Origin of the sequence: Natronosalvus amylolyticus, assembly GCF_024298845.1 — an archaeon.
In the GTDB taxonomy this organism is placed as follows: domain Archaea; phylum Halobacteriota; class Halobacteria; order Halobacteriales; family Natrialbaceae; genus Natronosalvus; species Natronosalvus amylolyticus.
In genome coordinates this window covers 3,474,525-3,488,604 of record NZ_CP101156.1, presented here as the reverse complement: position 1 = coordinate 3,488,604, position 14,080 = coordinate 3,474,525, and the positions used below count along the sequence as shown (strand labels likewise).

Genomic DNA, 14,080 nt, shown 5'->3' with positions numbered 1-14,080 from the left:
AAACCGAATCGAGCGCTTGCTTTCACCCACGGGTACAGGTTCGGAAAGCCACTATCGTCGTACCGGTAGCGGTCGGTTCAAAATCTACCGGTCCCGGCTACTTGAGGGTCCTGCCAAGACCCTACTACAGGAACGGGAGTGTGGGTGGAAACGACCGAACAAATTTAATACCGAGCCCTATCTAAGTAGGGTATGGATGATGTCGACGCGACGCATGGAAAGGGTGAGTCGGTCCCCCAGAGAGGGGTCACCGCCGCGCTCGAATACGTCGCCGACCCGGTCTTTACCGTCGAAGACGGGACGATAATCTACGCCAATGAACGGGCAAAAAACGCCCTCGAGTTGCCCACTGACGTAATCGGGACCGAAGCATCGAACGCGCTGGAGCCGATATGGTCGAACCTGGAAACCGAAATCGCCGAAACGACGATCGGAACGGTTCGTAACGTCGATATCGACGTGGAGGCTTTCGACGCTCGCGTCCACCGGGGACACGACGGCGCGACGGTTACGCTACATTCTCACGACGATGAAACCGAATTCGAAGATGTCGATCGGGCGGTCAAAACGCGAGCCATCAACGAAGCACCGGTCGGTTTCTCGCTGTCCGACCCACATATGGAGGATAACCCGCTGGTCTACGTCAACAGCGCATACGAGGAGTTAACCGGCTATCCCGGTGACGAAGTCGTCGGCCGAAACTGTCGGCTTCTGCAGGGGCCCGAGTCCGATGCCGCCGCCACCGACGAGATGCGGGCCGCAATCGACGAGGAACGACCGACGACCGTCGAGATCAAAAACTACCGGAAGGATGGGGCGGAGTTCTGGAACGAGGTCACCGTCGCTCCGGTTCGAAACAGCGCTGGCGAAATTACCCACTACGTTGGGTTCCAGAACGATATTACGCAGCGAAAGGAAGCCCAGTTCGCCCTGCAAGAGCGCACGGACGAACTCGAGTATATTCTCGAACGTGTCGAAGGCCTGATTCAGGACGTGACGACCGCCGTCGCCGGTTCGATCTCTCGGAGCGCGCTCGAGCAGTCGGTCTGTGAACGGATCGCGGCGGAATCACCGTACGAAGGGGCCTGGGTCGGTGAACGAAATCCCGCAACGGACGTGCTCGAAGTTCGTGCAACCGCGGGTGTCGACCCCGAGGATGTACCGGTCGATGCGGACCACCCGTCGGCCGTGAGCCTCGAGACGGAGTCTGTCGTCGTCGAGACCCACGGCGGGATGACCCAGGCTGCCTTCCCACTGGAGTACAACGGCGTCGAGTACGGCACCCTTACCGTCTGTTCCGACCAGAACCATGAGGTCACTGACCGTGAGGAGGTGATACTCTCGGCACTGGCTCGAGCGGTCGCCAGCGGAATCAACGCTCGCGAAACCAGTCGAATGCTCGCCACCGACGCCGTCGTGGCCGTCGAGCTCGATCTCACCGACCCCGCACTCGTTCCAGTCGCGCTGACGACCGAAACCGACTGCCAGCTCGAGTATCGACGGTCCGTCCACCGAACCGGTGACGACACGGCTTCCCTGTTCACCGCCACGGGCATCGCTACTGAGGACCTACAGAGCGCCGCTTCCACCCTCGAAGACGCCGACCTCGAGGTGCTCGTCGAACGGGAGGACAGCTGCCTCATCGAAGTCCACAGCGATGACGACTTCGTCCGCTGGCTCTCCGAACGGGGTATCCTCGTCCAATCAATCGAAGCCGATTCCGGTCGAGCGCGTGTGACACTCGAGATTCCACACTCGACGAACGTTCGTGGCGTCGTCGAAGCGGTACAATCGAAATACGACGGTACCGACGTCGTCTCGTTCCGACAGCACGAACGCGGCGGTGATACCCAAGAAGAGTTCGCAGCAAGTCTCGAAGGAAAGCTGACGGAGCGACAGTTCGCCTCGTTACAGCGAGCGTATCTGGGCGGCTATTTCGAGTGGCCCCGGCCGACGACTGGCGAGGAACTCGCCCAGTCGATGGGCGTCTCACGACCAACGTTCCACGAGCATTTACGAAGTGCGGAGGCGAAACTGTGTCAGGCGTTTTTCGACGACGAACCCGACTCGAGGTGAACCCGAACCCAATACCGAATGAACCACTGGTTACCGGATCGTAGTCCCACCTTAGCCTCGAAAATCGGATACGACGGTCACCCGCGTTTAAATAACCGATCGTGGTACGCCGGGCCATGCTCGAGATTCCGCTTCAGATCGGTGGCGGTGGCTTCCTGTACTGGGCGATCATCTTCTTCGTGCTGGCGATTATCGCGGCCGCAGTGGGCGCGCGAGGCGTCGCCGGCATCAGCATGGAAATCGCCCGAATCTTCGTGTTGATATTCATCATCCTCGCCATCGTGGCCCTGCTCTTGTAGCCCTCGAGACGGGCCGCCGTGAGCAGTCAACGAGCGACAGATCGCGGCCTCCCGAGAGGTGCCACCGGGGCCAGATCTTGACGGCTCGTGAATGCACCTCCGATTACCTTCACGATCGGACACGCGAGGAGTTCTCACCGCGAATAAATCCCCTCGAATCCCTCCCCTCACTCCACGTCCCCTTTCTGTGACACCGTATGTCGGCCCACATTCGAGGAGTTGCGAAGTAACTACAGATGGTTACCCCATCGTGGGAACGACTAACAGGCTGCAGAACCAATATAACGAACAGGGTTTACTATGACAGAACTTGGCGGTTTTCAGGATCGCGTGGCACGGGTCGATCTCTCGGACGGATCGGTAGGATACGAGTCGATCGATGACGAAGACGCGCGCAAGTACATCGGTGCGCGCGGACTCGGCGTAAAGTACGTCTTCGATCAGGGGCCGGACGTCGATCCGATGAGTCCGGACAACCTGCTCGCGTTTATGAACGGGCCGTTGACCGGAACGCAGGTGACGATGTCGGGACGTATCGCCGTCTGTACGAAATCACCGCTGACCGGCACGGTTACCGACAGCCATCACGGTGGCTGGTCCGGGGCACGGCTGAAATGGGCGGGCTTCGACGGCCTCCTGTTCGAGGGGAAAGCCGACGACCCCGTCTACGCCTACATCGAAGACGGCGAAGTCGAACTCCGTGATGCCTCCCATCTCTGGGGGAAAGGCGTCCACGAGACCAGAGACACCCTGGAGGAGGAAGTCGACGGTTCCTACGGGAAGAACCTCTCGATGATGGCCGTTGGTCCGGGCGGCGAAAACGAGGTCAAATACGCCTGTATCGTCAACGAAGATGACCGTGCGTCGGGTCGTGGCGGCACCGGGTGCGTAATGGGCTCGAAAAACCTCAAAGCGGTCGTTGTCAAGTCGACGACCAAGATGCCACAGCCGGCAGACCCAGAAACGTTCAAGGAGGGTCACCAGCAGGCGATGAAAGCGATCACCGAGTCCGACGTGACCGCACCAAACGAGGGTGGCCTCTCGCTGTACGGCACGAACGTGTTGATGAACATCGGCGAGGAGATGGATGGACTGCCGACGAAAAACGGTCGCTACACATCGACCGAAAGTATGCGAAACACCGAAGGCGTCGACATCGACGCCGAACGCGTCTCCGGCGAGAACGTCCGCGAGAACATCCTCGTCGACGAACCGACCTGCCACTCCTGTCCGGTCGCCTGTAAGAAGGAAGTCGAAGTTACCCGGATGCACAAAGGCGAGGAGATGAACGTCCGGATGGAGTCGTACGAGTACGAATCAGCCTACGCGCTCGGACCGAACTCCGCCCACACCGACCGCGATGCCGTCGCCGTGATGATCGATCGGTGTAACGACATGGGCGTCGACACCATCGAAACCGGGAACATGATGGCGATGGCCATGGAAATGACCGAACACGGCAAACTCGAGGGAGTCGGCGAACTCGAGTGGGGCGACACGGAGACGATGATCGACATGATCGACGCGATCGGCCGCCGGGACGGCGACCTCGCCGACTTGCTCGCCGAAGGCCCCCGCCGGGTCGCCGACCGTAAAGACGCCCACGACAACTCGCTGGCGGTCAAAGGGCAGACGATTCCGGCCTACGACCCACGCTGTATGAAGGGGATGGGTATCGGCTACGCGACCTCTAATCGCGGCGCCTGCCACCTTCGTGCGTACACGCCATCTGCCGAAATCCTCGGCATTCCAGAGAAGGTCGATCCCTACGAATACGAGGGCAAGGGCGAACTCGCAGCCGCCTTCCAGGACCTCCACGCCATCAGCGACTCCTTCGACATCTGCAAGTTCAACGCCTTCGCCGAAGGCATCGAGGAGTACGTGCTGCAGTACAACGGCATGACCGGCCTCGACGTCACCGAAGACGACTTGCTCGAGGCAGGCGAACGGATCTACACGCTGGAGCGTTACTACAACAACCTCAACGGTTTCGACGGTGCAGACGACTCGCTGCCGGCACGCTTCCTCGAAGGCGAGGACGGCATCCCTGGCCAGGGAGCCAGCGAGGGCGAGTTCTGCGAACTCGAGGAGATGAAAACCGAGTACTACGACCACCGTGGCTGGGTCGACGGCATCGTCCCCGACGAAAAACTCGAGGCACTCGAGATCGACCTCGGCCCCGGCACGGGCGTGTCCTCGAGCGATTCGCCCGCCCCGGCTGACGACTGATACGGACCGCTGTGAATTTTTACCAGTAGTTCCGATCAGGTCGACAGTCACCTGAGAGACTGCGTGAACTGTACGAGAGCTACACGTATTTTCCTGCTCACTCGAAAGGTGTCTACAAACGATGAAGTACCAAGACCGCGAACCTAACGAGATGATAGACGACCTCGTCCGTCACGACCAAACGATCGTCAACGACGTTCGCCTGCACTACGTCTCCGCCGGGCCGCCAGACGGTGACCTCGTCATTTGCTTACACGGTTTCCCCGAGTTCTGGTACGCCTGGCGACACCAGATTCCCACGCTCGCCGACGCTGGCTATCGCGTTATCGCCCCGGATATGCGTGGGTACAACCGGTCGGAAAAGCCCCACGGCCTCGAGTCATATCGACTCGAGACCCTTGTAGCAGACGTCACCGAGCTCATCACCGATCTCGGAAGCGAACGCGCTCACCTGGTCGCTCATGACTGGGGCGGGTTAGTGGCCTGGGCAACTGCGTACTCGCATCCGAACGTCGTGCAAACCCTGACGGTCCTCAACGCCCCGCACCCGGTCAAATACGTCCGGGAACTCTCACTCGAGCAGTGTCTTCGGTCCTGGTACGTTCTCTGGTTTCAGGTACCCTGGATACCAAACCGGTTCCTGACGGTGAAAAACAGCGCCGCGCTCGAATCGGTGTTCACCGACAGCGCGGCCGACCCAGCGGCGTTTACCGATCGGGATATCGAGCGCTACCGGCGTGCCTTTTCTCGACCCGGCGTCGCGAAATCGGCCCTCGCGTACTATCGGGCACTCTTCCGCGGCTGGTTCCCCCAGCAGGCAGTGGGTCGACTTCCACTCGTTGGCGAGCGGCTTGCCCCACGAGTTCCACGAGTACCTACCCCGACTCAGGTTCTCTGGGGCGAACAGGATACGGCGCTCGCAGTCGAACAAACCGTGGGGCTCGAGCGATACGTCGGTGATCTCACCGTTCGTCGATTTCCCGACGCGAGCCACTGGCTCCACGTCGAACGATCCGACGTCGTCACGGATGCAATCCTCGAGTTTCTTTCCGGGTAGTGACTTCCCAACCCTGAACGGATGCGTGAAACCGATGGTTTCACTCATTAGTCGACGTCTGGGAAGGTACTAGTACGAGGGACGGTGCTGGCACAGCGGCGAATCAACGGCGATCGAACGCCAGCCTGTATCGAGAAAAGTGTTTATCCGTGGGCGAGTAAACTCTGCTATGAGCCATCACCACACACCGGACCATGAGACTGAACACGCACCCGGATACGGTGCACCCTCCGGCTGGAGTCCCGAACAGGCCCGACGAATCGAGCGAACGCCAGAAACGACTGCACCGATCGTCTATCCAGCCGACGAAGACGATGGATCAGGACTCCACATCTGGGACACCTGGTTTTTGCGCACTCGTGATGGCTCCATTGCGACCATCGACGGCTGGCGCGTAATCTTCTCACTCACCGCGCCGGCAGATCTGCTCCCAGGCAAGCGCCACGACGTCGCCAGGATTCGCTATTTTTACTCGCGTGACGGCCACGACTGGCACTGTGGTGGCACGCTCTTCGAGGAAGGCACGGCGTTCGGCTCGAGACAGTGGGCCGGGTCCGCTCTGTACGACGACGGAACCGTCTACTGCTTTTACACTGCAGCTGGCTCCCGTGAGGGACCGTTGAGCTACCACCAGCGCCTCGCGGTTGGCGCGGGCGGCTCGGTCGAAACCGACGAAACCGGCCTCGACATCCTCGGTCCCTTCGATCACCAGATCATGCTCGAGGCCGACGGCGACCGATACGAAACCGAAGCCCAGTCCCGGGGAATGATCTACACCTTCCGCGATCCGTGGTTCTTCGAAGATCCCGAAACGGGTGCAACGCATCTACTGTTCGAAGCGAATACACCGGTCCCCGAAGACGCCGACTGCTGCAACGGCGACCCGACACGCCAGGAGTTCAACGGCTCGATCGGCCTCGCAACGTCCCCAACCGGGGACCCGACGCAATGGCAGTTCGAAGACCCGCTCATCGATGCCGTCTGTGTCAACCAGGAACTCGAGCGACCGCACCTCATCGTCCGCGATGGGCGTTACTACCTGTTCATCTCGAGTCACCGCCACACCTTCGAACCGGGACTCGACGGGTTCGACGCCCTCTATGGGTTCGTCGCTGAGTCACTTCGGGGACCGTACCGCCCGCTCAACGACTCAGGGCTCGTCCTGACGAACCCGGCCGCGGCAGCGTATCAGACGTACTCCTGGCTCGCCTATCCACACCGTGAGGAGATACTCGTCTCGAGTTTTCTCAACTACTACAACCTCGAGGGACTCAGTATCGACGAAGTTGGTAACCTTCCACCCGAAGCCCAGTTCGAGCGCTTCGGTGGAACGCTCGCACCCACCGTCAGACTCACGCTCGATGGCGACCGGACAGCGGTTCGAGGGACGCTCGATCATGGACACCTCCCCACACCTGAGGAGGACCTCCCACCAACCCTACGTGGCCGACTCACCGATGCCGACCAGAAAGGAGCTGGTTCGTATGGACAGACTGGGCGCGCTGACAGTAGCGACTGACTGAATTGAAAATTGAAGAAGGGGAGAAAGCCGTCACACTGCTACCGCGTGCCTATCGGTTTCGAAAGGCGGCCGCTTCGACCGTCGCAGTCCACGCACGAACCGGTTCCGTTACAACTCGACCCCAGGCACTGACGAGTGAACGAGGACGAAATTCGTCGCTGGAGGCACGCTCTCGAGGTGCCCCTGAACCATCTTCGTCCACGTTGACGCCTCCGCCTGGAGAACTTCTGTGAGGGCGTTCGGTGATCGTCGTTGTACACTCCGGACAGATGTACGCGAGCGTCGAGTCACGGGTTTCGACTTCCCAGTCACCGTCGACTGGGCTTTGATGATCGCATTCCCAGCAAAACAGTGTACGTTTCGGTGGTGGTTCTGTTGGGACAGTTGCCCCGGGCGTATCCATTGTCATATGAGATGGTAACGAGTCGAGGCACTTAACCTGTGCGGCAACCACTTCCGTTTCAAACAGTTGTTCCGTATATGGGTAGACATTCATGAATATAGATCCCTATAGACACACAGGACGTTCACTGGAAACCCGATTTGTAAGACACTACCGTGATGGAGATGAACACGTCACTGACAGTCGTGGGAGGAGTTTTCAATGGATGCAACGTACCCTCCCAAACGTCGACTGATGAGTGAAACCATCGGTTTCACGCATCCGTACAGGGTTGGGAAGCCACGCAGCGTCTCGTAATTTCTGCACTCGATACCTCGAGAATTTATCGGAGGAGTCCATCGATTCCGTGCCTCTAGTCGAAACACAAACGCTGCTTCCACGAGGCGAAATGCCTGGTTGGCTACGATACCCCCCATCAGCGAGCATCGGCGCTATGAACGGGAAGCCGAAAAAACGGATTCGTTCCCGAAATCACTCGCTCGAGGCGAAGAAGGTGAACCGTTTTACCTGATACGTTAGTACACCGCGACGTCGTCGAATTTTCCATCGTAAAAGATGTGATCAGGATGGGTTGGCTCCGTTCCGGAAAGCAATAGGCGGTCGATTTTCTCCCAGGTATTTTCGTAGACGAGGTGACCGAGCTCACTCGCCGTCGTCCCCCACCGCTTGAGCCCGTTGTCGTAGACGACACGTCGTCGTTCATTAGAACGGAACGCCTCGACGAGTTCAGCTTCCGACTCGATCGATCGGTCGAATTCGACGTACGATACACCAACTGAACGGGGTAGATGCGCATACGAAGAGGTAAACGGAGCCAGGTCGAACTTCGATGCCACCGTTCTCGCCCGCCGGTTGTGTCTCGGCAGATGCTTTGGATTGAAAATTTCTATTGCGTCGATAACGTCTCGATATTCGCGAATATCGCGCTTGGTCAACGAAACCGTCAGAAACTCCGGGTGTGGAACCAGCACGGCTGCATCCTGTCGGTCGAACGCCGTCATCGCTCCCTCGAGCGTGATAAAGTCCGGAACCGGGTCCTCGAGTCCGATCGCCAGCACGTGCTTTCGATCCTGCCACGACCCCGTAAACACCTCTCGAGCGGGGATCACTTGGACCGAGTCGGTGCTGTAGGCGGCCGCCCGCTCGCGTATCTCGGACAGGCGCTTGAAATGGGGGGCATACACCAACACGTCGATCCCAGCGCGCCGGGCGTATTCGACGGTGCGATCGTTTAACACTTTGACGTGGCAATCGACTCGAGTTGACTCTCCGGCGCTCACACCTGCCAGTTACACTAGCGAGCAGTTAGGAATTCTGATTTGTCCATCCGGTCTGACGGTCGAAATCGAACCGTGAGTGCAACGAAAGACCCTTTAGACCCCCTTGAGAAAAGCCATTGAATGGCCTGGGAATGTGGAATCGACGGTTGTGAGGCCGTCTTCGACGACGTCGAATCGGCCATCGCCCACCAGGTGAGTGCCCACGAACGCCTCGAGTGTGGTGTCTGTGGGACTATCGTCCCCGACGGCTACCTCGGAATTCGTCACGTGTTCACCGAACACAGCCGTGCTGAGTACGTCCGCGCATACGGAGCCGACTCTGAAGACGTTCGTCAACGTGAGAAACTTCTCGAGGAAATCGACGAATCGATCGACGAAAAGCGACTGGCCGAGTTTTTGAACGGGTAAATTTTCACGCGTCGGGTTCGTTCGCTACGCTCACTCACCCCTCCTTGCGAAATCTTGTACAAAATACTCGGCGCTCGCCTGTGACCTGCGCCGAGTGCATTACCTCGAAAAACGCCACAAGATAGGACACGATACCGTCTCAAGACAGCACTCGAGTCCTTACCGCTCGTCCGAATCCAGCACTCGAATCTGGTCGCCACGAACCGTCACCGGAATTGGAACCGTGGCTTCGTACAGTTCGACCGTCACCTGATCTTTCCCTTCGTCGATTCGCTGCACCTGGGCTTTCTCCCCTTTGAACGGACCTGCGATGAGTTCGACGATGTCTCCTTCTGCAATCCCTTCCACGTCCGGTTTGGGCGAAAGGAAATGCTCCACTTCGGAGATGTCCGATTCGCCTGGAATGACAGACCGTGCGTGGGGGATCTCCTCGAGGATACGTTCGATGATGTTCGAATCGTCGGCTTCGACCATTACGTAGGAGGTCAGCGAATCGGGGGCTAACGCTGCGTGTACGGTCGGGTCTTCCCGAGTGATGATCATGTCAGCGACCGTCTGCTCCTGGCTTGCGGTCGTTTTGACAGCGTAAATCGGCATCAGAACCCACCGCCAGTGAGGAACAACATAATCACACCGATGAGGAATCCGAGAAAGCCGACGAGCAAGATCCCTGCACCGGCTATTTTCGACACTTGCAGGAACTCCTCGCGCGTGGGCGTCGTCGCCATCTTCAGTACCCGCACGTACGAGGTGAGATCGTAGGGAACGTCCATATCTGTGTGTTTACAATGTAGCGACTTTTATCTGTCTTTCTGTTTTCGAGATAGGCCACTCGAGCGAGCCTCGAGAGACAGTGCACATCGATGAAGGCCTCCAGGAACAGCACACAATCGATGATACTCGAGCAGGCGTCCCAATTGCCGACGAATGTGGAGACGTTATGCTTCGTCGAACAGTTCTTCACCGTCGACCATGTGGTCGGCGACGGTGTCCATGTCGAGGCTGACACCGAGTCCAGGTTCTTCGGGGATTTCGATGTAGCCTTCCTCGATCACATCGCCTTCGACCAGGTCCTCCCACCAGCCGAGTTCGTAGCTGTGGTACTCGACGGCCAGCGAGTTCGGAATCGCCGCCCCGACGTGTGCGGAGGCGACGGTGGCAACCGGCGACGCCACGTTGTGCATCGCGACGGGGACGTAGTACTGGTTAGCAACATCGGCGATCTTTCGCGTCTCACGCATACCGCCGACTTTCGGCATGTCCGGTGCGATAATGTCGACGGCCTGGTTTTCGATGAGACGACGGAGTTCAGTCACGCGATAACGGTTCTCGCCGACCGTGATTGGGGTCGTCGTCGACTGGGTAACGTTGGCCTGCACTTCGAGGTTCTCCGGCGGGACGGGGTCTTCGAGCCACCAAACGTCGTAGGGCTCGAGCGCTTCGGCGAGCCGCTTCGCCGAGCCACCGGAGAACGTCCAGTGGCAGTCGAAGGAAACGTCTGCACGGTCTTTGACGCGTTCGGTGACCTGCTCGACGATTTCGGCTTTGTGCCGAATTTCACCGGGACGGAGATGACGGTTCGCTCGGTCTTTTTCCAGTCCACTCGGCACATCGAGGTCGAACTTCAGGGCATCGTATCCGAGCTCCTCGACGACCCGTTCGGCCTCATCAGCGCAGGCTTCCGGGTCGGCTTCCGCCTCAGTGTGACAGTCACAGTAAACGCGCATCTCGTCGCGATACTTGCCACCGAGTAGCTGGTAGGCCGGCACCTCGAGGATCTTGCCCGCCAGATCGTGTAAAGCGATTTCGATACCCGAGATTGCCGTAACGGTGACGCCTTCGACTGAGCCCTCGCCGGACATCTTCTGGACGAGATGCTCGTACAATCGATCGATGTCGAGCGGGTTCTCGCCCTGTAAAAACGGCTTCATACGCTCGATCAGTTCGGGAACACCTGCACCCCAGTAGGCCTCACCCGTGCCGACGATACCGGCGTCGGTGTATATTCGCACGAGCGTCCATGGGAAGTTCCCGTCGACCATCGTCGTCTGGATGTCCGTAATCTCCACGTCTCGGCCGCCCCCGCGTTTGGCAGTTACGCCCATCGTTTCAGCCGAGAGGTCCCGCATCGTGTACTCGGCATTAGGGTCGTGTAGCTGAGAGTAATCGATTCCCATACGGACACCATTGACTCGCATAGTAGTAAAACCTTATACTTCACCCGGTCGTCCGTCTCTCACAGGCAGACGAACAGTCACTCGTCGGTTAGCAACGCCTCGAGGCCGTCGACGATGGCCGTTTTGCTGTCGTCGAAGCCCCCACCCTGCGCGAACGCGGCTGACCCGCCACCGCCACCACCGTGAGTCGTCGTCAACACATCGATAAGCTCGCTCGCGTCTCGCTGTCCGTCGCTACGGACGACGGCGAACGTATACTCGGTTTCGCCGACGACCGCAAGCCCATCCGCACTGGTTACCGATGCACGACGGACGGCGTCACCGAGCCCCTCGGGTTCGATACCGTCGATTGTCGTGACGATCCACGATTCATCGCCGTACCTGTCTGGCGATTCCGCACGGAGAGCCGTCTCGACCACCGTCGATTCGAGTTCGCTGTTTCGGGCCTCGAGTTCGTCCTGTTTCGCCAATATACTCGTCAGATTGTCCGGAATCGATTCGACGTCGGCACCCAGCGTCGTTTTCGCGGCGAAAGTGGCCCGTTTTTCGGCTGCTCGTCGCTCGATTGCCCGTGGACCCACGGCGAACTCGACGCGTGTCAACCCGTCTCCCGGATTCGATCGCTCGAGAATGGTAACGGGGCCGATTTCTCGCGTATTTCTGACGTGGGTTCCACCACATGCGGCGACATCCCAGGGGTCACTCGAGCCGTTGGTCGTCGTCCCGTTATCGTTCTCGGAACCGATCGTGACGATGCGAACCTGTCCCCTGTTGAACGCGCCCTCCTCGGTCGCCTCGTTGAACGCGATAAACTCGCGCTCGCGAGCCTCGCTTACCGGAATGGACTCCCAGGAAACCGGACGTGATTCCCAGACGGCTCTGTTGAGCAGTTCGTCGAGTTCGACCAGTACGTCGTCGTCGATATCGGTCGTCGTCTCGAAATCGACGCGAACTTTTTCAGTGCCGATATCGAAGCCGCCGTAGCCGAGGTCGTCGAGGAGGCGTCGCCCGGCACCGTAGAGAACGTGGCTAGCCGTGTGTGCCCGCATACAGTACATCCGAAATGACCAATCGATCGAGCACATGACGCGGTGACCGGCACGAAACGGCGGCGTTTCCGCGAGGATGTGGACGTGTTCGCCATCGATTTGCTGGACATCCTCGACAGCGACGTCGCCAATTTTCCCACGGTCAGCCGGTTGGCCACCGCTTTCAGCGTAGAAATACGTCGTCTCGAGCCAGACGCTGTTGCCATCAACGGCCGTCACTTCAGTCTCGAACCGTGTCGCGTAGGGCTCTGCTGCCGCCCGTTGCCCGCTCATTACCTCCCCATCCGTTCCCAGGTGATAAAAGTCTGCCCGCCGACCGTCGGGAGAAAGGACGGAAAAGAGAGTAACATTTTCCAAGACGGAAGCGGAGTTCGGGTATTTCGTCCGAAACTATTCGGCGAGTTCGACGTCCAGGAACTCCTCGAGCGCCGTAATCAGGCCGCCGCCGACCCCGGCCTGGGTCGCGCGGCCTTGCTCGATAGCGAGCAGGTCGGATTCCTTGCAACCGAGTTCCTCGGCAAGTTCTTCGCGTTTGTATCCGGCATCCTGTCGAGCGGATTCGAGGCGTTCACCGTAAGATTTGACCAGGTACGGCAGGGGGTCGTCGTCGTAGTTTGTCCCGTCTTTCTCCCAGTGTTCCGAGTCACCGTCCCAGATTGGGTTGGCTTTGGCGACGTTCTGGGCTGCTTTCTTTTTTCGGCTGGTTCGTGACTCCTGGCCGCTCGAGCCACCACCCGACTGGCCGCGTCGACTCGACTCGTCGCTATGGGGAGCACAGCTGGGACAGACCTGCAACTGTGCGCCGGCAACGGTCGCCTGCCGGAGCGAATCACTTTCCGCACCACAGAGTTCACAGGACGTCCCGCCGCCGCCAGTGGACGAACCGGTGGAGTATTTTGCCATACAAGACGTTGGCCGTTCGGCCTTTTTAACTATACGGTCGTCAGGGGAGAGAAGCGACTCGAGTGCAAAATCACGACTCGAGGACAGTCACGCTTGACGGAATAGTGCATGCAACTGGAACGGGCTACTGCTTCGACACACCAATAATCTGACTATAACCATCAGTACGTGAAATGAGATTGACTCGAGTCATCGACACGTCGAAAGGATTTCGAGGAATCTGTACCGTGTGACCTCGCCGCAGAGACAGTGACAAAAGAAAGGGCTTTTATATGGCCGCTGGATATCGATGAGTGCGGAGAAAAATACCACGCGAGCGTGGGTAGCCAAGCCAGGCCAACGGCGCAGCGTTGAGGGCGCTGTCCCGTAGGGGTCCGCCGGTTCAAATCCGGTCCCACGCATCGCAAGCGCGGACCAAGTCCGCCAACCGTTCGACGGCTATGCCGTCGAGCGAGTCGATGCAGGTGATTTCCCTTCGCGGACATCACCCACGCATAATTCTACGGAAAACTACCCCACTCAGCGATAGTGTTATTTCCAGGGACCGTCGGTACACAGTCGCTCGAGACTGTGAACGCCGTCGTGAGCGAAGCGAAACGACAGAAGTTCAAATCCGGTCCCACGCATCGTGTGCAAATCGAAGATTTGCATTGCAAGCGCGGACCAAGTCCACCAAC

Annotated in this window: 13 protein-coding genes and 1 tRNA gene; 7 read left to right on the top strand and 7 right to left on the bottom strand. The window is 59.0% G+C overall.

Features of this window, described 5'->3' with window-relative positions:
• Nucleotides 1-192 precede the first annotated feature (192 nt).
• The 5 genes from NLK60_RS16285 (at nucleotide 193) to NLK60_RS16265 (ending at nucleotide 7,180) form a co-directional block, all read left to right on the top strand.
• Nucleotides 193-2,076, top strand: coding sequence for a bacterio-opsin activator domain-containing protein (locus tag NLK60_RS16285; protein WP_254808824.1), 1,884 nt, complete (start codon nucleotides 193-195; stop codon nucleotides 2,074-2,076).
• Nucleotides 2,077-2,192: 116 nt separating this feature from the next.
• Nucleotides 2,193-2,375: a DUF1328 family protein gene (locus NLK60_RS16280; protein WP_254808823.1), complete on the top strand. Its 183-nt coding sequence runs from the start codon at nucleotides 2,193-2,195 to the stop codon at nucleotides 2,373-2,375.
• Nucleotides 2,376-2,675: 300 nt separating this feature from the next.
• Entirely contained in the window at nucleotides 2,676-4,604 is a 1,929-nt protein-coding gene (locus NLK60_RS16275; RefSeq protein WP_254808822.1) for an aldehyde ferredoxin oxidoreductase family protein, read from the top strand.
• A gap of 121 nt (nucleotides 4,605-4,725) precedes the next feature.
• Nucleotides 4,726-5,661 carry an alpha/beta fold hydrolase gene (locus NLK60_RS16270; protein ID WP_254808821.1) on the top strand — a complete coding sequence of 312 codons (936 nt, stop codon included), beginning with the start codon at nucleotides 4,726-4,728 and terminating at the stop codon, nucleotides 5,659-5,661.
• Between the two features lie 169 nt (nucleotides 5,662-5,830).
• Nucleotides 5,831-7,180, top strand: coding sequence for a glycoside hydrolase family 68 protein (locus tag NLK60_RS16265; protein ID WP_254808820.1), 1,350 nt, complete (start codon nucleotides 5,831-5,833; stop codon nucleotides 7,178-7,180).
• 52 nt (nucleotides 7,181-7,232) lie between these two features.
• On the opposite strand, the gene NLK60_RS16260 is transcribed toward NLK60_RS16265, so the two are convergent.
• Nucleotides 7,233-7,592: a DUF8106 domain-containing protein gene (locus tag NLK60_RS16260; protein ID WP_254808819.1), complete on the bottom strand. Its 360-nt coding sequence runs from the start codon at nucleotides 7,590-7,592 to the stop codon at nucleotides 7,233-7,235.
• Nucleotides 7,593-8,101: 509 nt separating this feature from the next.
• Nucleotides 8,102-8,875 carry a PHP-associated domain-containing protein gene (locus tag NLK60_RS16255; protein ID WP_425499083.1) on the bottom strand — a complete coding sequence of 258 codons (774 nt, stop codon included), beginning with the start codon at nucleotides 8,873-8,875 and terminating at the stop codon, nucleotides 8,102-8,104.
• Between the two features lie 111 nt (nucleotides 8,876-8,986).
• Between NLK60_RS16255 and NLK60_RS16250 the strand changes: the two genes are divergently transcribed.
• A complete protein-coding gene (locus NLK60_RS16250) occupies nucleotides 8,987-9,274 on the top strand; it encodes a DUF7565 family protein (protein WP_254808817.1) in 288 nt (95 codons plus the stop codon).
• 159 nt (nucleotides 9,275-9,433) lie between these two features.
• Here the strand turns inward: NLK60_RS16250 and NLK60_RS16245 are convergent, their stop codons facing one another.
• The 5 genes from NLK60_RS16245 to NLK60_RS16225 form a co-directional block, all read right to left on the bottom strand.
• The gene (locus NLK60_RS16245; RefSeq protein ID WP_254808816.1) at nucleotides 9,434-9,871 is read right to left on the bottom strand and encodes a transcription elongation factor Spt5; all 438 of its coding nucleotides are present in this window, start codon (nucleotides 9,869-9,871) and stop codon (nucleotides 9,434-9,436) included.
• Nucleotides 9,871-10,047, bottom strand: a complete 177-nt coding sequence (locus NLK60_RS16240) for a protein translocase SEC61 complex subunit gamma (RefSeq protein ID WP_254808815.1) — start codon at nucleotides 10,045-10,047, stop codon at nucleotides 9,871-9,873. The genes NLK60_RS16245 and NLK60_RS16240 overlap by 1 nt, the downstream gene beginning before the upstream one ends.
• A 165-nt stretch (nucleotides 10,048-10,212) precedes the next feature.
• Complete coding sequence (locus NLK60_RS16235) at nucleotides 10,213-11,451, bottom strand: mandelate racemase/muconate lactonizing enzyme family protein (protein WP_254808814.1); 1,239 nt, start codon at nucleotides 11,449-11,451, stop codon at nucleotides 10,213-10,215.
• Nucleotides 11,452-11,528: 77 nt separating this feature from the next.
• A complete protein-coding gene (locus NLK60_RS16230; RefSeq protein WP_254808813.1) occupies nucleotides 11,529-12,773 on the bottom strand; it encodes an alanyl-tRNA editing protein in 1,245 nt (414 codons plus the stop codon).
• Between the two features lie 117 nt (nucleotides 12,774-12,890).
• Nucleotides 12,891-13,403 carry a helix-turn-helix domain-containing protein gene (locus NLK60_RS16225; protein WP_254808812.1) on the bottom strand — a complete coding sequence of 171 codons (513 nt, stop codon included), beginning with the start codon at nucleotides 13,401-13,403 and terminating at the stop codon, nucleotides 12,891-12,893.
• Nucleotides 13,404-13,719: 316 nt separating this feature from the next.
• Here NLK60_RS16225 and NLK60_RS16220 point away from each other — a divergent pair.
• A tRNA-Leu gene (locus NLK60_RS16220) sits at nucleotides 13,720-13,804 on the top strand.
• Nucleotides 13,805-14,080: the final 276 nt, after the last annotated feature.